At 32.9% G+C, this 22870-nt stretch carries 22 protein-coding genes and 1 tRNA gene; 19 read left to right on the top strand and 4 right to left on the bottom strand.

The annotated features are described in order from the left end of the window. Window positions 1-91: 91 nt before the first annotated feature. From E3D81_RS04170 to E3D81_RS04160, 3 genes are all read left to right on the top strand, one after another. Window positions 92-179 (top strand) — tRNA-Ser (locus E3D81_RS04170). 122 nt (window positions 180-301) lie between these two features. Further along, the gene (locus tag E3D81_RS04165; protein ID WP_134776524.1) at window positions 302-805 is read left to right on the top strand and encodes a transcriptional regulator; all 504 of its coding nucleotides are present in this window, start codon (window positions 302-304) and stop codon (window positions 803-805) included. A 2-nt stretch (window positions 806-807) separates the two neighbouring features. Beyond that, complete coding sequence (locus E3D81_RS04160; protein ID WP_245153282.1) at window positions 808-1260, top strand: nucleotidyl transferase AbiEii/AbiGii toxin family protein; 453 nt, start codon at window positions 808-810, stop codon at window positions 1258-1260. 191 nt (window positions 1261-1451) lie between these two features. Here the strand turns inward: E3D81_RS04160 and E3D81_RS04155 are convergent, their stop codons facing one another. After that, on the bottom strand, window positions 1452-1613 hold the full coding sequence (locus E3D81_RS04155) for a hypothetical protein (RefSeq protein ID WP_167554202.1): 162 nt from the start codon (window positions 1611-1613) through the stop codon (window positions 1452-1454). 154 nt (window positions 1614-1767) lie between these two features. Here E3D81_RS04155 and E3D81_RS04150 point away from each other — a divergent pair, with 154 nt between their 5' ends. The 16 genes from E3D81_RS04150 to E3D81_RS04080 all read left to right on the top strand — a co-directional run bounded on the left by E3D81_RS04150 (window position 1768) and on the right by E3D81_RS04080 (window position 19658). Further along, window positions 1768-5025: a DEAD/DEAH box helicase gene (locus E3D81_RS04150; RefSeq protein ID WP_134776522.1), complete on the top strand. Its 3258-nt coding sequence runs from the start codon at window positions 1768-1770 to the stop codon at window positions 5023-5025. 6 nt (window positions 5026-5031) lie between these two features. Continuing rightward, window positions 5032-7140 (top strand): reverse transcriptase domain-containing protein, encoded by a 2109-nt coding sequence (locus E3D81_RS04145; protein WP_134776521.1) that lies wholly within the window; start codon window positions 5032-5034, stop codon window positions 7138-7140. Continuing rightward, window positions 7140-8363: a hypothetical protein gene (locus tag E3D81_RS04140; protein ID WP_134776520.1), complete on the top strand. Its 1224-nt coding sequence runs from the start codon at window positions 7140-7142 to the stop codon at window positions 8361-8363. The genes E3D81_RS04145 and E3D81_RS04140 overlap by 1 nt, the downstream gene beginning before the upstream one ends. A gap of 21 nt (window positions 8364-8384) precedes the next feature. Next, on the top strand, window positions 8385-9743 hold the full coding sequence (locus E3D81_RS04135) for a hypothetical protein (protein WP_134776519.1): 1359 nt from the start codon (window positions 8385-8387) through the stop codon (window positions 9741-9743). Beyond that, on the top strand, window positions 9719-10393 hold the full coding sequence (locus tag E3D81_RS04130; protein ID WP_134776518.1) for a condensin complex protein MksE: 675 nt from the start codon (window positions 9719-9721) through the stop codon (window positions 10391-10393). The genes E3D81_RS04135 and E3D81_RS04130 overlap by 25 nt, the downstream gene beginning before the upstream one ends. Then, entirely contained in the window at window positions 10390-13560 is a 3171-nt protein-coding gene (locus E3D81_RS04125) for a hypothetical protein (RefSeq protein ID WP_134776517.1), read from the top strand. Before E3D81_RS04130 ends, E3D81_RS04125 begins: the two co-directional genes overlap by 4 nt. Beyond that, complete coding sequence (locus tag E3D81_RS04120) at window positions 13547-14464, top strand: hypothetical protein (RefSeq protein ID WP_134776516.1); 918 nt, start codon at window positions 13547-13549, stop codon at window positions 14462-14464. Before E3D81_RS04125 ends, E3D81_RS04120 begins: the two co-directional genes overlap by 14 nt. A gap of 192 nt (window positions 14465-14656) precedes the next feature. After that, complete coding sequence (locus E3D81_RS04115; protein ID WP_134776515.1) at window positions 14657-15160, top strand: transcriptional regulator; 504 nt, start codon at window positions 14657-14659, stop codon at window positions 15158-15160. A gap of 2 nt (window positions 15161-15162) precedes the next feature. After that, window positions 15163-15306, top strand: coding sequence for a nucleotidyl transferase AbiEii/AbiGii toxin family protein (locus tag E3D81_RS17460; RefSeq protein WP_245153281.1), 144 nt, complete (start codon window positions 15163-15165; stop codon window positions 15304-15306). A gap of 32 nt (window positions 15307-15338) precedes the next feature. Then, window positions 15339-15557 (top strand): hypothetical protein, encoded by a 219-nt coding sequence (locus E3D81_RS17455; RefSeq protein WP_245153280.1) that lies wholly within the window; start codon window positions 15339-15341, stop codon window positions 15555-15557. A 480-nt stretch (window positions 15558-16037) separates the two neighbouring features. After that, entirely contained in the window at window positions 16038-16490 is a 453-nt protein-coding gene (locus E3D81_RS04105) for a GNAT family N-acetyltransferase (RefSeq protein ID WP_209023101.1), read from the top strand. A gap of 108 nt (window positions 16491-16598) precedes the next feature. Next, window positions 16599-17381 carry a helix-turn-helix domain-containing protein gene (locus E3D81_RS04100; RefSeq protein WP_134776514.1) on the top strand — a complete coding sequence of 261 codons (783 nt, stop codon included), beginning with the start codon at window positions 16599-16601 and terminating at the stop codon, window positions 17379-17381. Between the two features lie 72 nt (window positions 17382-17453). After that, the gene (locus E3D81_RS04095; RefSeq protein WP_134776513.1) at window positions 17454-17816 is read left to right on the top strand and encodes a VOC family protein; all 363 of its coding nucleotides are present in this window, start codon (window positions 17454-17456) and stop codon (window positions 17814-17816) included. 18 nt (window positions 17817-17834) lie between these two features. Continuing rightward, entirely contained in the window at window positions 17835-18416 is a 582-nt protein-coding gene (locus E3D81_RS04090) for a hypothetical protein (protein ID WP_134776512.1), read from the top strand. A gap of 65 nt (window positions 18417-18481) precedes the next feature. Then, window positions 18482-19165: a type 1 glutamine amidotransferase domain-containing protein gene (locus E3D81_RS04085; RefSeq protein ID WP_134776511.1), complete on the top strand. Its 684-nt coding sequence runs from the start codon at window positions 18482-18484 to the stop codon at window positions 19163-19165. 85 nt (window positions 19166-19250) lie between these two features. After that, window positions 19251-19658 (top strand): DinB family protein, encoded by a 408-nt coding sequence (locus tag E3D81_RS04080; RefSeq protein WP_134776510.1) that lies wholly within the window; start codon window positions 19251-19253, stop codon window positions 19656-19658. Between the two features lie 2 nt (window positions 19659-19660). On the opposite strand, the gene E3D81_RS04075 is transcribed toward E3D81_RS04080, so the two are convergent. From E3D81_RS04075 to E3D81_RS04065, 3 genes are all read right to left on the bottom strand, one after another. Continuing rightward, on the bottom strand, window positions 19661-20863 hold the full coding sequence (locus E3D81_RS04075) for a hypothetical protein (protein WP_134776509.1): 1203 nt from the start codon (window positions 20861-20863) through the stop codon (window positions 19661-19663). A 68-nt stretch (window positions 20864-20931) separates the two neighbouring features. Next, window positions 20932-21972 (bottom strand): S41 family peptidase, encoded by a 1041-nt coding sequence (locus E3D81_RS04070; protein WP_134776508.1) that lies wholly within the window; start codon window positions 21970-21972, stop codon window positions 20932-20934. Window positions 21973-22048: 76 nt separating this feature from the next. Next, on the bottom strand, window positions 22049-22714 hold the full coding sequence (locus E3D81_RS04065) for a helix-turn-helix domain-containing protein (RefSeq protein ID WP_167554226.1): 666 nt from the start codon (window positions 22712-22714) through the stop codon (window positions 22049-22051). Window positions 22715-22870: the final 156 nt, after the last annotated feature.

Here is a 22870-nt window from a genome sequence, read left to right as displayed (position 1 = left end):
TAATTTAGGGAAAGCAAAACGAAAAACGAATTATTTTGGATTAATATGTTTTTAATGGGATAAATTTATATATTTGCGCCACGATTGACACGGAGAGGTGTCAGAGTGGTCGAATGAGCAGACCTGGAAAGTCTGTATACGGGATGACTGTATCGAGGGTTCGAATCCCTCCCTCTCCGCTGAAGAAACAAAGCCCGACGATAGTTGGGCTTTGTTTATTTATAGCCTTTCCATCAAAGCAATAATCTTCCAATGTTTTTTTTGTCAATTTTATGTAAGCAAAAATGTTTATATTTCTATTATGAATAGGCAATTTGAGAAGTACAAAGGGATTCATCCAGGGATTGTACTTGATAGAGAATTAAAAAAACGTTCTTTCAAACAACGTCCTTTTGCTTTGTCTTTCGAGGAACATCCCCAAACATTTAACGCTATTACTAAAGGTAAAAGAGGAATTAGCACTGCATTAGCAATGAAGATTGAAAGAGAACTTGGATTGGATGAAGGTACTTTAGTGATATTGCAGGCCTATTATGATATCCAAAAAATCAAAGAAAAAGAAATCAAATGTACTCCTAATCTACATATTCTTAGTAAAGGATTGTTTTGGGATACAGATATTCAACAGATTGATTGGGAACGACAGTACAGAGCTGTTATTCAACGCGTTTTTGAGCGTGGAAACGAAAATGGCAAAAGGGAGATTATTCGCTTTTATGGTACTGAAAAAGTAAACCAAGCTTTACAGGAGTCCAATATCAGAGATCCGTATACTATATACAGATTCAATAAAACTACAGAATAATCATGATGTACTATACCATTGTCAATGATCTTTTAAAAAATACATTGATTACTCTAATGGAATCCTCTGTGTTTGAAACCTTTCGTTTGGTAGGCGGTACAGCATTAAGTCTTCAATTAGGACATCGTTTGTCTGTAGATATAGATTTGTTTAGTGACTGCCCATATGGTTCTATTAATTTTAAAAATATTGATGAATTTATAGAGAAAACATTTCCCAACCACCATCATTTTTCAAATCTTGATCCAGCTATGGGTAAATCTTATAGTGTGGGTACAGATAAGGACAATGTGGTAAAATTAGATGTGTTTTATACGGATACTTTTATACAACCTCCTTTGATTGCGGATGAAATCAGAATGGCTACTACCGAAGAAATCATTGCTATGAAAATAGATGTAGTACAACGTATATGTCGCAAGAAAGATTTCTGGGATTTGCATGAATTACTATAGAAATGCAACCTTTTTACTATGCTTTCTCTGCATCTAGAACGTTGTCCTTACACACACGATCAAGAACTAATACTGAATAACCTCATCAATTTTAAGCTTTCGGATGATGATTTCGACCCAATATGTTTAAGAGGGAAATATTGGGAATTTATAAAGGAGGATATTGTTGATAAGGTAAAAGCATATAAACCCTAATCCATATATTCCGAAAAACATTCCCTAATGATTATTTCAACAAGATTATATAAAAACTCCATAATCAGTTCAGCATCTTCTGGATTGACATTTACCCCTACTTCTTTTAGCATTTCCATTGCTTCATCAAGAGGAATTTTCTCTATTTCCTTTTCCATAATAATTAGATTTTGAATTTGTATCAAATTACGGTTCTCCGTAATTGAGAGAGCTTTTATTTGGTTATATTTGTGTGAATTGCAATTTGTTACTTAGTAAATTGTGATTCAATCACCATTAATAATAACCTTGAGAACGAATTTGATGTAACATATGAAAATAACTTTACCCTCTCTTGAGTCAACTCTTTATCAAAAAACTGGAAGCAAAAATATTATAAGACAACTATTAGCCTCAAAGCGATCAATACCTCTTAATATATTGCAGGAAAATCGCTTTTACTTAGTGGTAGAAAACAATGGAAATAAAATCTGTCTCACTACCAAAGAAGAATATATTCCCGAAGAAATTGAATATGCTCTTTTTACTAATGTGCTTCCTAGAAAACAACGGTTTGAAGAAAGTAAAATAGTTATTAAGGGATGGGCGAAACACCCTCTTCTAAAAGAGTACTCATCTAATGAGATTGCACAGTCGTGGAAAAATGATTTTCTATATAAGGAAGAAGATAAAAACGAGCCAGGGTTAAGACAACCTCAGATCGCTGCATTGCATATGATAATGGGACATCTGAAACTTCCGTTAGATGCAGCAACAGTAGTAATGCCTACAGGTACCGGTAAGACAGAAACTATGTTGGCTACGCTGGTAGCTAACAGGTGTGAAAAGCTTTTGGTTACGGTGCCTTCTGATTCTTTACGAAACCAGATAGCCGGAAAGTTTTTCAATTTAGGTTTATTAAAACAATTCGGTGTTGTAGGCGAAAAGTCTCTATATCCAATTGTTGGAGTTATTAAGAATAAATTTGAAAGTACTGAAGAGGTTACTGAATTTTTAGAGAGATGCAATGTAGTAGTAAGTACAATGAGTTGGCTTACCAATCAAAATAATGAGACTCAAGAACTTTTCTCCAAAACATTCAGCCATATATTTATTGATGAAGCTCATCATGTGAAAGCGTCTTCGTGGAATGAGTTCCGGAATAAATTCGATAAAGAAAAGGTTATTCAATTTACAGCGACACCATTTAGAAATGATGGAAAGAGACTCGATGGAAAAATTATTTCCAACTTCCCTTTAAAGAAAGCACAGGAACAAGGTTATTATAAAAAGATAGAGTTTATTTCTATCCGTGAATATGAGAAAGAAAAAGCGGATCAAGAAATTGCAAAGGTGGCTGTTGAACGTTTACGTTCAGATTTAGCTAATCCAAACCCTCACAATCACATTCTTATGGCTCGTTGTGCTACTAAAGAGCGGGCAAAGGAAATTTTTAAATTATACAAAGTTCATAAAGATCTCAATCCGGTTGTAATTTATTCGGGAGTGCCTAATTTTAAGGAAACTTATGATAAGATACTTCAAAAGCAAACGAGAATAATTGTTTGTGTTGATATGCTTGGTGAAGGTTTCGATTTGCCGGAATTGAAAATAGCAGCATTTCATGATATTAGAAAAAGTCTTCCCATTACATTACAGTTAGCAGGTCGTTTTACAAGAACTAAATATGATGAAGAACTTGGTGATGCCTCTTTCGTTGCCAATATAGCTGATCTCGATGTGAGAGCAGAATTAGCAGATTTGTATGCTACGGATGCAGATTGGAATGAAATTCTTTCAGATGCAAGTTCGGGACAAGTGAACGAACAGGTAGAATTTAAGGATTTCATGAGTGGTTTTAAGAAACTAGATAATGCCAACATTCCTTTTCAAAATATCAGACCTAAGCTAAGCACAGTTGTTTATAAGAATAAGACTAATGCCTGGAATCCGGGTGATTTTCAGAAAGGAATTTCCGGATATGATAATCTTGAATTTAAATTTCATGATGTCAATCGTGAGCATAATATGCTTGTGATAGTCATAGGTAAAAGGCTTGATGTAGAATGGGTACATGATAAACGGGAAATTTATGATATACAATGGGACATAATTATAGTTTATTGGGAAACCAAAAATAATCTTCTGTTCATAAACAGCTCCGACAATGGAAGCCTTTACACCGAATTGGCTCAAGCAATAATAGGCGATAATGCTGAGCTTGTTAAAGGAATAGATGTTTTTAAGACTTTCTATAATATCAAAAGAGTAAAGCTGCAAAACGTTGGATTAAGACAGTTTTTAGGCAAAAATATCCGTTTTAGGATGATGGTGGGAAGTGATGTTGGAGAAGCGTTGAGCCTAGCCGAAAAACAAAGAGGAGAAAAAGCCTTTGTTATGGGTACAGGTTTTGAAGTTGGTAAGCCAGTTAATATAGGAGCTTCATACAAAGGAAGAGTATGGACAAAACTTCAGGGAGATTTAAAACAGTTTAAAAATTGGTGTATAGCATTAGGAGATAAATTAGTGGATGAAAATATTGACCCTAATCAAATTCTTAGGGAAACACTTATTCCAACCCTCAGAACAGACCTTCCAAAAGTATTTCCTGTATGGATAGATTGGGATACGGATATTTACCTCGATGTCGAAACTAAATATAACTTCATTATAGACGGAATAAAATACGACCTCTCCAATATAGAATTATGTTTGGTAAACCCATCTATAGGAGGTGAATTGTTATTTTCACTTAAATCAGAAACACAAGAAGCTGTTTTCAAGCTGGAACTATTTGAGAAGAAAGACGGTGATGAGTCGTTTGCGGATTTTAAAATAACTCAACAATCAAAAGAACCTGTAGAAGTTCAGTTTGGTCGTATTAAAGTCAGTGGTACAGAATTCTTTGAAAAATTCATCCCCACTGTTTGGTATGCGGACGGTTCTGCACTTACAGGAAATGAATACTATGAACTCAAACAACAGATAGGCATCTATCCTAAAGATCAACTTATAACTTGGAATTGGGATGGTGTGAATCTAAGAAACGAAGCGCAAGGTGTACAGCCTAAAAAGATTGATTCTATTCAGTACAAAGTTATTGAACAATTAAAGCAAGAAGATTTTGATATCATCTACGATGATGATTATTCCGGTGAAATTGCCGATGTTATTGTCATTAAAGCACATAGTGAGAAAATTGAAATTAAGTTGTATCACTTAAAGTTTGCTTTGGATGGTATAGTCAGTAATCAGATCAAGAATTTTTATGAGGTCTGCGGACAAGCTCAAAAATCCGTACATTGGAAACATAAATCTGGTAAGGAATTTATCAACCACCTCCTTAGACGGGAAACTAAATCAAAGAAAGGTCTATCCTGTTCCCGACTTGAAAAAGGCAATAGAAATGATTTAGTAAAATTATTGGGAATATTAAAAAACGAAATTCCTGTAGAATATGAAATTCTGATTGTCCAGCCAGGGCTCTCAAAGGCAAAGGCGTCTGATGATATTTTAACATTATTAGGTGTTACTGCTACCTACATAAAGGAGTTTGCAGATATTAATCTTAAAATAATAACGAGTAAATAAGAGAACATGGAATACACTTACGAAGAGGTGTTAGAAGCATACATCAAGTTAAAAACATACATCTACTATGATTCAACTAATTTATTTATGCGGAAGCAATTGGCAATTTTTGAAACCAATCTTGCCGATAGTGAAGACTTGTTTGTAGTCATAGGAGAGTATAATGGCTTTGCAAAAGAATACGATGTTGAAATTGAGGATAATGAAGATATGGCTTTGTATGAAAAGAAGCTAAGAATATTTACAGTGGCACTGAATACCTTTCATGAGAATCCCAAATTCTTTGAACGTTTTTTAGGTCGAATAAAAACAAAGTTTCTTCCAAAAAAAATTATCGGCACTAGATCAGCATCTCAAATTATTACAAATAAACGCACTAACAGTGAGTATAATATTGAAAGGTCAACAGTATTCATAGATGCGCCAATAGAAATTCACCTAATCTCTGTTTTGTGGATATTAAAGAAAGGAGTAACGCTTGATAGGACATTATTTGATAATTGTTTTGGTAACAGATTAATTCTTAATAAAGAAGAGGACAAGGTAGTTCAGGGATCCGGATTATTTAAACCCTATCCAAAACAATATCAAAAATGGAGAGATGAATCAGTAAAGGTTGCACGTGAACATTTAGATAGTAATAAAGATGTGTTGATTCTCAACTTGGACATAAAGGATTTTTTCTATTCTGTAAGATTAGAACCAAAGACTATACAATCACCATATGCTAATGGTAGAAGAAAGAATATGTTTCAATCAATAAGCAATCTCTATCTTGTGTTTGAGGAAACACATAAAATTTTCACTCAAAAACTATCGAAGCATAATACACCTTATGATTTTGTTCATGAAGTATCCAACGAACGAAAAGAATTAACCCACTATATATTACCGATAGGGCTTCTATCTTCTTTCATCCTTGCTAATCATTACCTGAAAGATTTTGATAGCAGAGTATTGAAACATGCAAGACCTCTGTATTATGGCAGATATGTAGATGATATACTAATGGTAATAGCAAATCCGATTTTACCAGAAAAATATGAAGACGATTCAATCCCAAAACTAAATTTCAACTTTGAGCAATATCGAGATTGGGTAAATAATGAAAAGCCGAGATACGATAATAAAGAGCAACTATTGTTTGGAGAAGACGAAGTTCTTACAACAACTGATTTTAAAAACAATCTATCCGATATAGAGCAATTTGTTTTATTGAATTTCCACCCTATTATTTCGGTGATTGATAAGCCCGCAATATTGGGCATAGATAACTCTAAAAAAGAAACGGAAAAGGTGTTCAAGCTAAATAGTTTCCCCAGGTTATATTGTCAAAGTGACAAAACATTACTTTACTATTTTGATAAGGATGAATCGTCTTTGGTAATAGACAAGCTGAAACGAGATCTTGAAGAAAAGTCAAGCGAATTTAGAAACTATAATGATGAAGAGAATATGGAAGATTTTGAAGAAAGTGCATATCACTTACTATATGATGGTACTGAAGGTAAAGTCCGAACGCTTAAAGACTATAAAGAAGATAAATTTGGCTTATCTGTTTTTCTCTCAAAAAGAATATTTAATTCACTTCGCAGAGCCGACAAAATTTCAGAAGATGAAGCAAGCAAAATAGTCAAATTCTTTCAAGGTGAAAATACGCTTAATCTTTATACATTATGGGAACGGGTTTTTGTGTTTCTGCTAGTAAATAAGAGACCTGAAGCTTATGTTCAATTTTATTTAAATTGTTGTGAAGCAATTAAGAGAATACACTGCAAAGGTAGTCTATTGACTATCTCAAATGACAACTATCAAGCCAATGTATTAGAACATCTGGACAATGCTAATGAATTGGCATTATCACTTCACCCCCAATTTTTATCAGAAGTTCAAAGAGTGAAAAGGACATATCAGTTCTCTTTCAATGCCTTAAAGAATGATTTGTCTTTTTACCAAGCCAAATATAGTCCGATAGATGAAGAGTCTTATTTCATTACAAGATACAGACAATCCAATCTAATAAGACATCACTACGTATCACAGCCGCTTTTGTCCTATACAACTGTCAGAAAAAGAGACTATCAAAATTATACTAACCTAAAAATCCCTTTCTGATGTACAGAATAAATGATAATAAAATAAAACACTCTCCGAGAGCATTAAAGTTTTGGGAATGCTGTCTTGCCGTATTCTACGAGAATTTAAGTTCCTTTAAAAATGGACAGACAACAACGGAACAAGAAACAGTTGTAAACATAAATGAGTTAATTGAAGATAAAGACCACTCGTCCATTTATTTAGATAAAGCTTATGATTATTATCTACGAGCCAATAAATATCATTGGTCAAGTTATGAAGTAGAAGATAAAGAAGAATACAAAAAGAAACTGTTTCAAAGAAAAGTACGACCATTCAAAGGGAAAAACAAATCATCGTTTGTCCTAAAACAACAAATTAGTGTTAATGATAGTGAGTGTATTAGTTCGCCCACAATAGCTATTGCAAATACTAAAGTTTCTGAATCTAATATGGTTCAAGGGTTAAGAAATATTCCAAATCTTGAGGGAAAAAGATTTGATACTTTGTATAAAATTTTCGAGCAAACTAAAGAAGAAAAGGCAGATATTCTTTTATTCCCTGAGTGTTTTGTTCCCATAGAATTACTGGATCGTATTACTTGGTATGCTGCCAATGAACAGAAACTGGTGATAACAGGTTTGGAGCATGTAACGATAGACAATGTTTCTTTTAATTTCATTGTAACTATTCTTCCATTTGTAAAGGATGGCATTAAAGATGCAGTGGTTGTATACCGATTGAAAAATCATTATACTCATGGTGAAAAGTTAATGATTCATACCAATCATTTTAAAGTTCCTAAACCGACTCAATACATATATGATCTTTTTATCTGGAAAGGTATTTACTTTAGTCCATATTATTGTTTTGAACTGGCGGATGTAAAGCATAGGAGTCTTTTTAAGGGAAAAGTTGATTTGCTGATTGCTTCTGAATACAATCGAGATACCAATTATTTCTCCAACATTGTAGAATCTATCTCAAGAGATCTTCATGTCTATTTTGCTCAAGTAAATACCAGCCAATTTGGCGATTCTAGGATTACACAGCCTTCTAGAACTGAAATCAAAGATATTTTGAAACTAAAGGGAGGAGAAAATGATACCATCTTGGTCGGGAAAATTGATTTGGGAAAACTAAGGGAATTCCAACGCCAATTATATATCAGTACTAAAGATGACAAATCTTTTAAGCCTCTTCCTCCCGATTTTAAACTACAAGATGTACTTAAAAGAATAAATAATAATTCTGTTTTGTAAAAAAGAATAGTGATTAATATTTTGAAAGAGAAACAACTATACACCAAATACAATCTCCTACTTCCTTCGGCTTTCGACGGAGGTTATTTGGTTATTGCTCTTTATGAAAAAATCAAAAACCGTGAAATTGAAGAATACTTCACACAAAAAGAGATCAATGAAATCCTAACGGATATAAAAACGGAGTTTAATCTTGATTCCGTTCGTCCTTGGAATAACATTAAAGACAATCTTTTCCATTACTTCCTGCGAAGTCATCCCGATGAGCCGTGGAAATATTATCTGACAGACTACGCTAAAAATGTAGTAGATTTAATGGTAAGCAAACTAGAAAATCCATACAAAAATCATCCACTCAAAAAAAGTGTTCAGGATTCATTTACCATACGACATGGTGAGATCAAGATCATTGAAAAGTTTGAGCGAAAATTTGGGAGAATATTTATACAAGGCTCAAAGAAAATCATCACGGATCATTTAGAGGCGTTGGAAGATGAATTGCGTGAGGCATATAAAGAATTAAATGATATTCTCCGAAAAGAAGATGAACAAAGTGCAACTTCTTTAGTACGAGAGTTTACTGTTGTTTTTAGAAAGTTCGGAGAAAGAGCAGAAGATATTACGGAAGCTATTATTTCCAAAGACCAATTTCTTGGTAATTTACTAAATGTTGTGGATCATTTTTACAGAAAAATGGAAGACGATGGGAAATTTGATAGAGACAATGTACAAAAAAGTAAAAGTGATTGGGAAAAAGCACAGGAAATATATACAGATATCAGAGAGTTTTTCAATTCGGTAGACCGTAAAGTTTACATTATCCGTAGACAAATTAATCACGCAAGTGAAAAATTGACGGAGTTGCAGGAGCAATTTTCAACACGAGCATTTTTTAGATTACTAATAAAAAAGCTACATCGAACAGTTTTAGAAAGTTCTCAATACACTGCTGATGGTATCAAGTTTAGTAACAATTTTCCGCTAAAGCAAGTGGTATATGAACCTGTCCGAATCTTGTACCCAAGATATTACGAGTTTGAACTTCCAAAACCTAACATCATTGTAAATGTGGAGGTTGATGAAACCTATGAACGTAATGAAAAGCATAAAATAGCAAAAGAAATTAACCGTCAGCAAATTATCAATCAATGGGTTGATAAAGCCAAAGATATTCTGGAAAGCAAAAGGCAATTGCATATAGATGAACTTATGAATAGTATCGTTGATGAAGAAAAAGATTTGTCTATTGCTTATCAGGTAGCATCTCGTTTAACAGCTTATTCTTCAGAGAATAACGATGTATTTATTGATGTAGAACAAAAAATCATTTCCTTGTCACAACAAAAAATATCCCTATGGAAAACGAAAATTATGAAATAAGCGATTATTCTTTTCTCACAGAGGAGAGTGTTGAAAAGCATTTTGCTGACATCAATATTCTGTTGTTGTCTGGCAAGCATATTGACCACAAGTTTTACGCAGAGTATACTGTACTGGAAAGCTATGAATCACAGTGGAGAAATTTTTACAGTAACTTATACAGGCTTAATCTTGTTACTGACATCTCTGATAGCAGTAGATATTATTATCTTGATTTCACAGAAAACGGAAAAGGAAAATTAAGCGGTACAAACCGTAATAAAGAGCTTTCTGAATTACAAACACTTATTGGTTTGACACTTTTGGATATGTATTACCAAAAGTATTTTGACGAGGAAAAGATTATTCGCTGGAACGACATAAAAACACAAATACTGGAGAGTGACCATCAAGAAGCATACAAAAGGATTTTATTCAATGACATAAGGGATTCTTATGATGAAAAAGAATGGAATACAGTAGAAAACAAATTTGGCAAAACGATAGACAGCTTTGATAAATTAGGCTGGGTAGAAAAGCAATCAGGGAGGAATGAAGAATTAGTCTTTGAAATAAGACCTGCTATTCACCGTTTAACCAAATTGTATCAGGAGGAGCTTCAGAATTTTGAGTCATTTAGCCAACAACTTAAAAATGATGAAGTGCTATGAGTTATCCAAGAATTTTCTCCCTATCTACCGTCGGTATTCTGAAACACTATATACACGACTACCTCTTTCATCCAACAAGAACAGATTTTGTTGGTGCAAACGGTGTCGGAAAATCCATTATTGCTGATTTACTCCAAATGATTTTTGTCTATGATAAAGACCATATCAAATTCGGTACTGATGGGGTAAAGAAAGAAGAACGACAAATCAATACCCTTCCCTATAAAACAAAATGTGCCTACTGTTTCTTGAATATTGAGGTAAATACTGGTAAATTTATTACCATCGGAATACAGATAAATAACCAGAAGGGAAAACGTATCATTCCTTTTGTAATTACAAAACAAGCAGATATAAGCCTGAAAATAAATGAACTGGCTCTTGAAAAAGAAGAGCTTATTTTCGCCAAAGATTTATTAAAGGAAAAGGAAGCTGGAGAGAAAGAAATAGTGGACATACAGGATTTGGCAACATTTCTTTACGAAAAGCAAGGACTTCGGCTTAACTTCTTTAGTAATAATGAAAGTGTCAATACCTACTATAAATTCCTTTTCGATAAAAACATACTCCCTCTAAATCTCAGCCAGGATAAAAATCTAAAAGCCTTTGCTAAGGTCATACAGTCATTTTCAAAAGCCAAGACACTAAATTTAAGTGGCAATCAGGCTTCCAAAAACTTAAAAGAATTTCTCTTTGAAGAATCCGATGAAGATATTCTTGCCAACTTTCAAAAAGAGCAATCCGAGCTGGAAAAGATATTGAGAGAATATGAAAGTCTGAATAAAGACATTCAAAATCTATCTAACAAGCAAAAAAGATTAACAAACTTACGGGAGTTGGAGCAATCCCATAAAGCAAAATTCAAATCACTTAAAGAAGCGGAATTACAAAACGTCCATATAGAATTAAAACAATTGCAGGATAGAGAATTGGAAGGAAAAACACAGATAACGACCCAAGAAACTGAATTTACTGAACTAAAAACGGCTATCGAAAATCTTCCAGTAGAAGAAGCAATAATAAAAAAGAGTTACGAGGAATCGGATGAAAATTTTAATATGTTCAACCGTTATCAAGACTTATCTAACAGCATAGAAAAGTTGGGTAAAGAAGTCGATGAACTTAAAATGTTTATTCTTCCTGAAGTAGATGATAGCTGGAAGAATGAGATACAAAGAATTGATATTTTAAGTAGAAACAATGAGGGTATTAAAAAAGAAATCACTTTTGCAAAACCTTATCTGGAAAAGTACAAAACACTTCAAAAAGTCATCCAAACCCGAAAAGAACAATCGGAGATTTTGGATGAATTAAAATTATCCTTAAAAAATGATAAGTCAACCAAAGAAAATCTATTAGCATTATTGCAGGACAATGATGAAAATGGACTTTTACACTGGTATATTAAGAATCTACCCTCGTTAGATAATGAACAGTTACAAACGGTTTTGTATTACGCGACCAAACCTATTTCTGAGATTTCTAATCCGAACAATTCATTTCAATATATCAATCCTGATGAGTTGATTAATAATTTTAATACAATCCCATCTAAAGAAGGTTTTTGGTTAAAACTGGGGGCATTAAACCAATTTATACAATTTAATCCAGATGCAACGCTATTGGGAAACAGAACAAACCTGGAACAATCTGTACAACAGTTAATTCAAAAATTGAACACCGAAAACAGCTCCATAAATACCAAACTGGAAGCATTGGAGAACATTGTAGATGGAAAGCCTTACGATGTAAGTCTATTTGACTATTTCTTTGATGTCTCTATTGCTGTTTTTAGCAATATTGAAAAATTAAAAAATGCTGTAGCCTGCATTTTTCAGATTGATGAAAAGACCTCTCAATTGCAATCACAAAAGAAAAGAGAAGAAGAAGAACTATTGCAAATTAAAAATAAGTTTAAGGTTGAATATGATGAGCCGGAAATCGTAAAAAAGGAGTTGTTGAAGTTTCGTAAAGAATGGAGCGATAAGAAAGATAAGTTTTATGAAGAAAAAGGAGCTATACAAACCAAGTTCAAATCGCTGGAAAGTAAAATAAAAGATGATAGGCAAGACTTGCTGATGATTATTAGTAATCTGACTAAGAAGCAAACAGCATTCACTACGCTCAAAAATACTTATTACCAACATTTCCAAGAGAACATAACAGACTTTCCTTTAACACCTAGAAATACTGAGGAATTGGAGCAAACCTATAATGGGCTATGGGAAGAATATAAAACAGCATTTATTGGTATTTCGAATTCATTTGAAGAAACGAGTGATGAGAAGAATCCGGCCGTACAATTAACGATTAAAGACCAGGATTTTTCATTCAGGGTTTTGGAAGATGCATTATTGGGCAACAAAATCAAATCTACTGATGATATCACTACTGCTTTAGACGAAGCTAATCAAACCCGAACAACCATAGCCAATGGTATCAGGGATAATATGATTAAGATATTTAGTAAAACTACTGAACGATATGAAAAATATGATGACCAGGTAAAAAGAATAAACGCATTCTTTGTTGATCGAAAGATTAGTAATAAGTTTAATTTCAAACTTGAATTTGATGGGAATAAAGAAATAAAGATTGATTATATCAAGCAGATAGCTTACGAGGTTAGGAATACAGCGACAAAAGGAGAATTACAGTTTGGACAATCTATAGTAGATTTCATAGAAGATTTTTTTAGGAAACAAGCAAAAATCAAAAACAATGTTCCGATTGATAAATTACTAAACCCCAAAACTTACTTTGAACTTTCAGCTAAGCTCACGGATCAGTTTGGAACAGAAGTTCCCGGAAGTACAGGAGAAACTTATTCAGCAATCGCATTATTAGGGATCGCAAGGCTGTCTGCCGTACAAAAAGAAAAACGTAATGGTTTAAGGTTTATTATTTTGGAAGAATTAGGAAGTTTGGATAATACCAATTTTAATACCTTTCCTGCTATAGCAGAAGAATTCCAATATCAGATAATAACAATGGCTCCTCATACATTCAATATCGGATTGTCTGATGAATGGTATGCCCATCATTTGATTAAAGGAAAAGAGGATGATAATATCAACTATTGCCCTTCAGTTTCCTATTTTAAAACAAAAGACAACAACGAAGATTTGAATATCTATATAAACAGAATAGAAAATGAACTGGATTGAGTTAAGAGCATTAAATAATCTATATATAAATGGCGAGGTAAAGCTAAATGATACTCTAGCGAAAAGTGGTGAAATCAATTACCTTATTAATTCTCTCCGAATACTTGACAGAACGCACGATAAACTTTTCGTTTTAGAGGGTTTTGCAGAGCTGTATGAAAAAGAATATTTGGAGAAATTTAATCGCTATGAAGCTTTTTTATTAAGTAATGTATTATTAAAACCTCAGCTTCGATTTGAAGAATCTGATATTCAGATCCTAATAGGGATAAAAGAGGATATGGACAATGGAAACTTAGAGCCATTGCGGGAACAGATTATAAAAAATGAAGCAACCGTCAGAATTGTATCTCTTATGTTTTTCAAGAATGAGAAGTATCTATTAGGCAAAGAGGCTTTGATCAATGCTGTTAAATTACTTTTGGATATTGATGAATTAGCTGATGATAAGGATCTACAATATAAATATGTACTCGAATGTAAAGATACCACTTGCATCGTACTTTGTGAAAATATTGATTTTTTAAAGCGTCCTACATTGGCTCGGGCTAATAACATAGAATTATGGTATGCTGGAGGTAAGAATGTAAATAAATTGGATTTTTCTGACACAAGAGGACTACCTATTTATTATTCCTGTGACTGGGACTATGATGGTTTGTTCATCATTTATCCTTTGGTAAAAGAAAAAATACCAAATATTCAACTTCTTACACCAAATGGTACTCCAAAAGATATAGTGGAAACAGAACATAATAGTAAATGGGAGAACATCAAGGATAGAAATATAGAGTATCTATTGACTGCTAACCAATCGGATATTATGAAAAAGTTAATAGAGTTCAATCAATGGATAATTGAAGAGTCTAATGATTTATTGAACATGATGAAAATAGAAAATTAGCTCCTTTCTATAGTATCCAAAAACGTCAAAAAGGGTATTAAGTGTTCGATTGTAATCTAGGTTAGCCCGCTGAAGCAACAAAGCCCGACGATAGTTGGGCTTTGTTTATTTATAGCCTTTCCATCAAAGCAATAATCTTCCAATGTTTTCTTATGCCAATTTTATGTAAGCAAAAATGTTTATATTTCTATTATGAATAGGCAATTTGAGAAGTACCAAGGGATCCATCCAGGGATTGTACTTGATAGAGAATTAAAAAAACGTTCTATCAAACAACGTCCTTTTGCTTTGTCTTTAGAAGAACATCCCCAAACATTTAACGCTATTACTAAAGGTAAAAGAGGAATTAGCACTGCATTAGCATTGAAGATTGAAAGAGAACTTGGATTGGAAGAAGGTACTTTAGTGATATTGCAAGCCTATTATGATATCAAAAAAATCAAAGAAAAAGAAATCAAAAGGACTCCTAATCTACATATCCTGAGTAAAGGATTGTTTTGGGATACAGATATTCAACAGATTGATTGGAAACGACAATACAAAGCTGTTATTCAACGCGTTTTTGAGCGTGGAAACGAAAATGACAAAAACGAGATTATTCGCTTTTATGGTACTGAAAAAGTAAATCAAGCTTTACAGGAATCCAATATCAGAAATCCATATACTATATACAGTTTCAATAAAACAACTGACTAATCATGATGTACTATAATACCATCAATGATCTTTTAAAATATACATTGATTACGCTAATGGAGTCCTCTGTGTTTGAATCCTTTCGTTTGGTTGGCGGTACAGCATTAAGTCTTCAATTAGGACATCGTTTGTCTGTAGAGATATAATCAGAATGGCTACTACCTAAGAAATCATTGCCATGAAAATTGATGTAGTACAGCGAATAGGTCGCAAGATAGATTTCTGGGATTTGCATGAATTACTACAGAAATACAACCTTTCTATCATGCTTTCTCTCCATCAACAGCGTTATCCCTATACACACGATGAAGAACTCATATTGAACAACCTCTCCAATTTTGAATTTGCCGATGATGATTTTGATCCAATCGGTTTAAGGTGTAAATATTATGCTTAATACTTGGCGCATGAATCCAAATAAAATTTTAATCTAGATGGAAAGTTGTTGAGAGACATATGGAATCTAGAACAATATATTAAACTGTTAATTCAAATATTGATGAAGGAGCTTTTTCTTTCCAAATACAGATTGCATTAAAGACTCCTATTGTTTTGGTTCGCTTCGCTGTAAAAGCATACTGAAAGTATATTAAAAGTAACTAAAATCTATGCTTTGCATACTTTCTAAATACTTTAAGCCTGCTTTAAACCTACTTTAAGCACGATTCTAACCCCATTTCAAACATATTTTGAAGGCATAGCATAGAATGCAGGTCCAGAATATGGATAATTTCCGTTAAGATAACTTGCATCATCTTCAGGACTTTACATCGACCCAATTATTGGCGAAAATTAATTTTTCAAATTCTCTATTGAAGGGTTAAGACATCGTGTTTATTTTATTTAATTTTAAACAACATTCGAAGAATTTATTATCATGATGAAGACCCAAAGCTTTAAAATAACTAAATATTCTGATACCTATCGACCACAAGTTTTGGCAGTTTGGGAGAAATCCGTTCTTGCAACACACGATTTCCTAACTCCAAGTGATTTTGAAGAAATTAAGGAGCTCGTCCGTACAATTAATTTCAATGATTTACAGGTTTTTTGTTTAGTAGATGGAAATGAAGTAGCTGGTTTTATCGGCGTAGCAGATAAAAAAGTGGAAATGCTCTTTATAGCACCAGAATATTTTGGAAAAGGGCATGGCCAGAAATTATTGAATTTCGCAGTTAATGAATTAAATGCCGATAAAGTAGATGTAAATGAACAGAACGTAAAAGCACTGAAATTTTATCAAAAATTTGGATTTGAAATATTTGAAAGAACAGATCAGGATGATCAAGGAAGAAACTACCCATTGTTAAGGTTGAAATTAAGTATGTAGTGACTGGAGAAAAAATGGTAGTTGGAGTTGGCCACCTATTTATTTACTTGGCATCTCAGAGATTTGGATTATATTTATAATTAATAAAGACGAGTTCTAAAAATTATAATGTTTTATCAAAAAATCCTTCCTATTAAGCCATTGCAGAACTATATCCGATATTTTTGGGTTTTAGAAGGTACTGCCGATAAAACATTTAAAATAATCCCTGATGGCCTCTCAGGATTAATAGTTCAAGAAGAGCCTGATCTATTTCTGAACAAAGAATACAAACTTTTGCCGCAGATGTTTCTATATGGGCAAACAACCTGTCCAGGTGAACAACAAGCAGTAGGAAATTTTAGAATTTTTGGCGCATATCTACAACCAACTGCACTTAATGCCATTTTTAAAATAGATGCTTTGGAACTGACTAATCAGCATATTGCACTAGACTGTCTTACGAAAGAACCCATACTTGAACAAATTATACATGCTTCCTCAATTACAGAGAAAATTGAAATTATTTCCCTTTTTTTTCTAAAACGAATCCAACAGGAAGAACAAAGTCTTAAAAGGGCAGATTTTGCTACTATTCTTTTGCAGCAAGGCAAAGCGTTAAAAGACATTCAATCTGAAATGAAAATTTCCGAAAGATCTTTAGAAAGATTGATAAAGCAATATGTAGGACTATCTCCTAAGGCCTATTCAAGAATTGTTCGTTTTCAGTCGGGTCTAGAAGCTTTCCGTAAAAACAATTTCAAAACATTAACAGATGTTGCCTATCAAAATGATTATTTTGATCAATCTCATTTTATAAGGGAGTTTAAGGCTTTTACAGGAATGAATCCAAAACAATACCTTCATCAGACCATAGAACAGGTAGAAAATTATCCAGAATGGATAGTTTAGTGCCTGTCGGTTTTATCCAATTTTAAGGTCATCAATCCCCATATTTTTGTTGTATCACTAAAAATAAAAAAGATGAACAACGTAATTAATTGGTTTGAATTGCCTGTGAATGACCTTAACAGAACCAAAAAAATTTATGAAAATGTATTAGAAATTTCATTAACCCCCATGGAATTTGATGGATTTAAATCGCTAACTTTTCCTTTCGATGGAGATAATGTTTCTGGCGCATTGGTAGAAAATCAAAATGCTGAGCCTAATCAAACAGTTATTTTGTATTTTAATGCGGGTGAAAAATTAAGTCCGACACTTGAAAGAGTAAAAGAAAACCATGGTAAAATAGTGATGGATTCCAAGCAGATAAAATCAGGTTTCATTGCACATGTATTGGATAATGAAGGGAATAAGATTGCTTTGTTTGCATTAGAAGCTTAATCTTATAAAAAAATTAATATGCTATTTAAGGAGATACACCTGAAAAGTATTAAATCAGGAGAAATCACATTGGCATTTCGTAAGTGGCATAAGGCTTCCGTTAAAATTGGAAGCCTTGTGCATACGACAGTAGGTTTAATCAAAATCGACGATATTCAAGTTGTCAACGAAATTGATATAACCGATCAAGATGCTGTAATGGCGGGTTATCATGAGACGCTCCAGTTATTAAAATCATTTGGTCCTAACAACAGAGGAAATATTTATAAAATAACCGTCAGTTATCATTCAGCAGATCCCAGAATTAAATTAAGGGAACAAACAGAACTATCCGAAGATCAATTCAATGAGCTGAAGAATAAAGTGGATAAATTAGATCGTCTTAGTAAACAAGGATTTTGGACTAACAAGATTCTTTTAGCCATAAAAGAAAACCCCAATTTACACGCCATAGGTATAGCAAAATTGACTGGTTTTGAAAAGGAATGGCTCAAGCTTAATATCCGGAAACTGAAAAATTTAGGATTGACCATTAGTCAACCTGTAGGTTATGAGATTTCCCCATTGGGAAATGAATATTTAAACCGGCATGGTCTATAATGGACGAATAAGAACCAAAACATATTTCTAAATATTAAGTTTTCTTATTAAATATAACTCTTAATATGAAGAATTTATTATTGGTGGTTACAAATGTAACTCATTATGAAAGCGGATTAGCAACAGGTTTATGGTTAAGCGAACTGACACACATCTATCATGCTGCAAAACAAAAAGGGTGGGAGGTTACTATTGCAAGTCCTAAAGGTGGAAAAGTACCCATTGATCCGGAAAGTCTGAAACCTTTTGTAATGGATAAAATCACGAAAGAATATTATTCTTCACCCGGTTTTTTGGAAGAACTCCATCAATCCAAAAGCCTTACTGAAGTAGAAAATGATTTTTTCGACTGTGTTTATTTAGCCGGAGGGCATGCAACCATGTATGATTTTCCAGATAATGATGTTTTGCAATCTATCATCAGAAAACAATATGAGAAAGGTGAAATGGTAGCAGCGATATGCCACGGCGTTGGTGGATTATTAAACGTTAAATTATCAAATGGTACATATTTAATTTCTGGAAAGAGCCTAACAGGATTTGATTGGTTTGAAGAAAGTATCGCTGGGAGGAAAAAAGAAGTTCCTTTTAATCTTGAAGCTGCTATTAAAGAAAGAGGAGTGAAGTTTGAAAAGGCTTTTATACCCATGACTTCCAATGTAGTGGTAGATGGTAATCTGATCACTGGTCAAAACCCTTTCAGTTCCAAGGAAATTGCAAAGGTGATCGTAAATGAATTAGAGAAATAATTTCTCTAGTTAAGTATACAATAATAAATTACTTTTAATAAAACAATTTTATATGATTCCAACTACTATCTAAGAATTATCCCAAATTATTGATTTATCAACCTCTCATTTGAAATTGATCGATGAGCAAACCTACACCCATAAGGAATCACCAGAAAAATGGAGTAAAAAAGAAATTTTAGGCCATCTTATCGATAGTGCATCAAACAATCATAGACGTTTTCTTTTGGCACAATTTGAGGTTAATCCGATTATATTTTATGATCAAGATAAGTGGTGTAAATACAACCATTACCAAGTAGCTCCAACACAACAGCTGATCGATTTATGGAGTGCATTAAATAAACAATTAGTACATCTTTGGACGAATCTCACTGATGAAGATTTTCAAAGGAGAGCAAACGACCAAACTTTAGCTTTTTTAGCAGCTGATTATAATTCCCATTTGGCACATCATTTAAATCAGATTACGGGTTATATTTATCTTAATTAGAATTAATTCCCTTTTATTTGAGGGGTTACCTCAGGAATAATAATAAGATAATCATAACCCTCCATAAAATTCTTTAAAGAATGATCTGCTTGAAAATCTTTGGTGGAAAGCTTCTTATTTAAATCATTAAGATCAAATATCAACCACTCATTTTTAGCTGTTTCAATATCTGTGAAAGCCTTTAGGTAGGGGAGCCCATTTGTTTCAATTGCTTCTCCAAATAAACCAGCAACAGATCCTTTTTTTTCCATTAAAGCAATATGTAATGATTTTTCATTATCGGAGTCTGCAATATTAAGGACCAAATTTCCCACATCTGGTGTGTCCTGAAGTAAACTCTTATGTTTAGTGACATGGTTTGCTCCAAATTTAAATAAGTTTTTATGACCTTTAATTTTGTTGAGATTATCCAATAAGTTATTCTTCATTAATCCTATTCTCATTTCATGAGATTTATACCCTTCTCCAGAAAAAGCAGTTCGGTAAATGTCATTACTTTTTGCAAGATCCTCAATAATCAGTTGTTCTTGTTCTGACAAATCAAGAGATTGCAATAATTGAATATCATCCTTAAATGAGGCAGCACAAAGTAATGGAAGATGTTCATCTTTAAATGGAGGTTGAACATTAGGATTTTTGGAATAAACCTTCCATTGTTGTTCAGCCTTTTCAAATAATTGACGATAAATTAATTTTGCCTTTTCATTCCTTGTGGACTTATAAAGAAAATCCAGTAATGGAGCATCGCTACTTGCAAATACTTGGTCTAGTTCAATAACCTCTTTTTGCTTGGAGAAAAAATACTCCAATATTGATCGATCTTGCGAAAAAGTATAAAATCCGAAACGATCTTGGAATCTATTTAATAGGTTTTTATATTCTTTGACAGAATGATTATATGTTGCCCTCAATAGGTCGGTAGTTGATTGGTTACCTTCCATTATATAATTATCATAATCAACCTTTTTTATTAAATATTGAACAAACGCAGGTATTTCATTACTGTGGTGTTGTTCCCCTATTAAAACATATTGATGTTTCGATATTTTGTTGATAAGAGAGTCTAAATAATCACCTTTAAAATTGCCATTTTCGTAAATGAATTTTTGATAATGTGTTTTAGCTAAACTATCCAAAACACGATGTTGTGCATATGAAAATGTAGAAATCGCGATGAAAAAAATAGACAATAAAATGGATTTCATAAGATAAAATTCAGTTGAAAATTAAAATAGATTAAAATAATAAATTAATAGGAATCGATAAATAACGCTTATTTTGAATTTTTAAACCATTCTAAAGCTCGGATAACTTTTTTATCCGCGTATAAATCTTCAAAATTATCTCCGCCAATAACTTCAATGTCAGGCTTTAAAAAGGTTTTATAAACTTTTTGATCATTTGCTCTTAACAACTTACTGGAATAGGTAAAATAATTACCATTTGAAAAGTTAAATAAACTTGTCATAGAAAGATATCCTGCAGAATTTTCGCCAATATATTTAACATTTTTGCGCCCTTTAAAAGCTATTGCCGATTGCTCAGCTGCACTACTGGTCAAAGGTCCAAGAAGAATAGCGACTTTTGAACCTATCTTCGATCCATTATAATCTGTTTGAGCTATCAATCTATCGTCCTCATACAGATTGCCTTTGGTCAATTTAACTGTAGAGGTATTTAGCGCATCTAAACCCTGCATCTGAAAAATAATTCCATCACCCAAGACTGGAGCCAAACTCGAAATTAGGATAGGGTAAGCCCCCCCGAGGCTTAATCGAAAATCAATGATTACACCTTCAATATTTTCGTTCAATACTTCAAGGTATATATTCTGAAGTTGTTTCCCCATGGCGGATAATATTTTTACAGCTTCCAATTCGTTGTCAAAAACCGATGTAGGAATGCTTGGTGATGGGATACAGATATAAGCATACCGATCTGCTAAAATAGTGGTTCGAATAGCATATTTTTCATCAAGCGCATAGGATAGAATTGTAGAATCAGCTTTTGAAAAATGATCGTTGAATTGCCCTTTGTACGTTTTACCGTTATAAAAGAATGATCCATGGCGATCGTTTAATTTTTGATATATAAATTGGATCGATGATATAATCCGCGTGGTGGAATCCAAGGAAGCAAATTGCTCTGCATGCATTAATTCTTTTTTTAATTTACTCCAATTCACTTCCTTTCCATAAATCGAATTTTCTTCTAAAACAGAAATAAATGTGTCTAATGTCGAAGTTTGAGCTTGACAGTTAATACTTGTAAAAAGGGAAACAATAATTAATAAATTGAAAATACCCGATCTCATTCTTTTACTTATTTGTTCTTAAATATGGAAACAAAACTAATGAATGGGAAATTATGGAAATTGTAAAAATGGAAACCTAAATATGCAACCAGATATTTTTTTCATCTAAAAATACTTTTTTGAAGAAATCCTTGGGTGTTATGGAGGTAATGCTTTTGAAATCTTTGATAAAATGTGATTGATCAAAGAAACCAACCTGATTTCCTAAATCAGTTAAACTTGATGTAGTTTTTATTGGCTGTATGGCATTCCTAAATCGTTGAATTTTGCGAAATGAATTAGGTGTCTTGCCGATCATGTTTTTGAAGTATCTACTGATATATTGACGGCTAAATCCTACCTCTTCTGCAATCTGAGAAATTGATAAATCTTGAGATAATAAATCCAATAATTGTTCAATCAATAAATCACTTTGAGGGACTAATTTAGATACCAGGTAGCTTTCTATTTCAGGAATAAAATACTGGTCCTCAATTTCATCCATTAATTTCAACAGGTCTTTATATAAATAATGATCGTTTTCAAAGACACATATTCCACTATTATTATATATTGAAGATATCTCTGGTAAAAATTGGTTCAATCCAAATGGTTTAAAGTATATGGTTATTTCTTCAACTGGATCTAAATACCGAATCCGCATCGGTTGAACATAATCATAGGTAACACTTAAACTATGCTGATCTGATTTTTTAAAAATAGAGATTTCTTGATCACTTTTAGAAAATCCTGAATTTTTCATTAAAGTTAGGATGTTGTAATTGTTTGGAAACGTCAAATAATGATCTGGTTCTATATCATCTTTTTGCCGAACGTAATAACCCTCTATATAAGGTTTTATCCTTTCATTGATCGGCTCATAAAATTTTATCCGCATACTGCACCTTTAATCAAATTC

It is taken from the genome of Sphingobacterium sp. CZ-2, assembly GCF_004526235.1.
Taxonomy (GTDB): Bacteria; Bacteroidota; Bacteroidia; order Sphingobacteriales; family Sphingobacteriaceae; genus Sphingobacterium; species Sphingobacterium tenebrionis.
The sequence above is the reverse complement of the archived record's forward strand: the minus strand, read 5'-3'. Positions and strand labels throughout refer to the sequence as shown.

Bases quoted from the DNA above. Each gene is read 5' to 3' on its own strand.
- E3D81_RS04140 (WP_134776520.1), top strand. From the start codon at position 7,140: ATGTACAGAATAAATGATAATAAAATAAAACACTCTCCGAGAGCATTA.
- E3D81_RS04100 (WP_134776514.1), top strand. From the start codon at position 16,599: ATGTTTTATCAAAAAATCCTTCCTATTAAGCCATTGCAGAACTATATC.
- E3D81_RS04120 (WP_134776516.1), top strand. From the start codon at position 13,547: ATGAACTGGATTGAGTTAAGAGCATTAAATAATCTATATATAAATGGC.
- E3D81_RS04115 (WP_134776515.1), top strand. From the start codon at position 14,657: ATGAATAGGCAATTTGAGAAGTACCAAGGGATCCATCCAGGGATTGTA.
- E3D81_RS04105 (WP_209023101.1), top strand. From the start codon at position 16,038: ATGATGAAGACCCAAAGCTTTAAAATAACTAAATATTCTGATACCTAT.
- E3D81_RS04065 (WP_167554226.1), bottom strand. From the start codon at position 22,714: ATGAAAAATTCAGGATTTTCTAAAAGTGATCAAGAAATCTCTATTTTT.
- E3D81_RS04125 (WP_134776517.1), top strand. From the start codon at position 10,390: ATGAGTTATCCAAGAATTTTCTCCCTATCTACCGTCGGTATTCTGAAA.
- E3D81_RS04150 (WP_134776522.1), top strand. From the start codon at position 1,768: ATGAAAATAACTTTACCCTCTCTTGAGTCAACTCTTTATCAAAAAACT.
- E3D81_RS17455 (WP_245153280.1), top strand. From the start codon at position 15,339: ATGAAAATTGATGTAGTACAGCGAATAGGTCGCAAGATAGATTTCTGG.
- E3D81_RS17460 (WP_245153281.1), top strand. From the start codon at position 15,163: ATGATGTACTATAATACCATCAATGATCTTTTAAAATATACATTGATT.
- E3D81_RS04075 (WP_134776509.1), bottom strand. From the start codon at position 20,863: ATGAAATCCATTTTATTGTCTATTTTTTTCATCGCGATTTCTACATTT.
- E3D81_RS04160 (WP_245153282.1), top strand. From the start codon at position 808: ATGATGTACTATACCATTGTCAATGATCTTTTAAAAAATACATTGATT.
- E3D81_RS04155 (WP_167554202.1), bottom strand. From the start codon at position 1,613: ATGGAAAAGGAAATAGAGAAAATTCCTCTTGATGAAGCAATGGAAATG.
- E3D81_RS04085 (WP_134776511.1), top strand. From the start codon at position 18,482: ATGAAGAATTTATTATTGGTGGTTACAAATGTAACTCATTATGAAAGC.
- E3D81_RS04165 (WP_134776524.1), top strand. From the start codon at position 302: ATGAATAGGCAATTTGAGAAGTACAAAGGGATTCATCCAGGGATTGTA.
- E3D81_RS04095 (WP_134776513.1), top strand. From the start codon at position 17,454: ATGAACAACGTAATTAATTGGTTTGAATTGCCTGTGAATGACCTTAAC.
- E3D81_RS04145 (WP_134776521.1), top strand. From the start codon at position 5,032: ATGGAATACACTTACGAAGAGGTGTTAGAAGCATACATCAAGTTAAAA.
- E3D81_RS04130 (WP_134776518.1), top strand. From the start codon at position 9,719: ATGGAAAACGAAAATTATGAAATAAGCGATTATTCTTTTCTCACAGAG.
- E3D81_RS04070 (WP_134776508.1), bottom strand. From the start codon at position 21,972: ATGAGATCGGGTATTTTCAATTTATTAATTATTGTTTCCCTTTTTACA.
- E3D81_RS04090 (WP_134776512.1), top strand. From the start codon at position 17,835: ATGCTATTTAAGGAGATACACCTGAAAAGTATTAAATCAGGAGAAATC.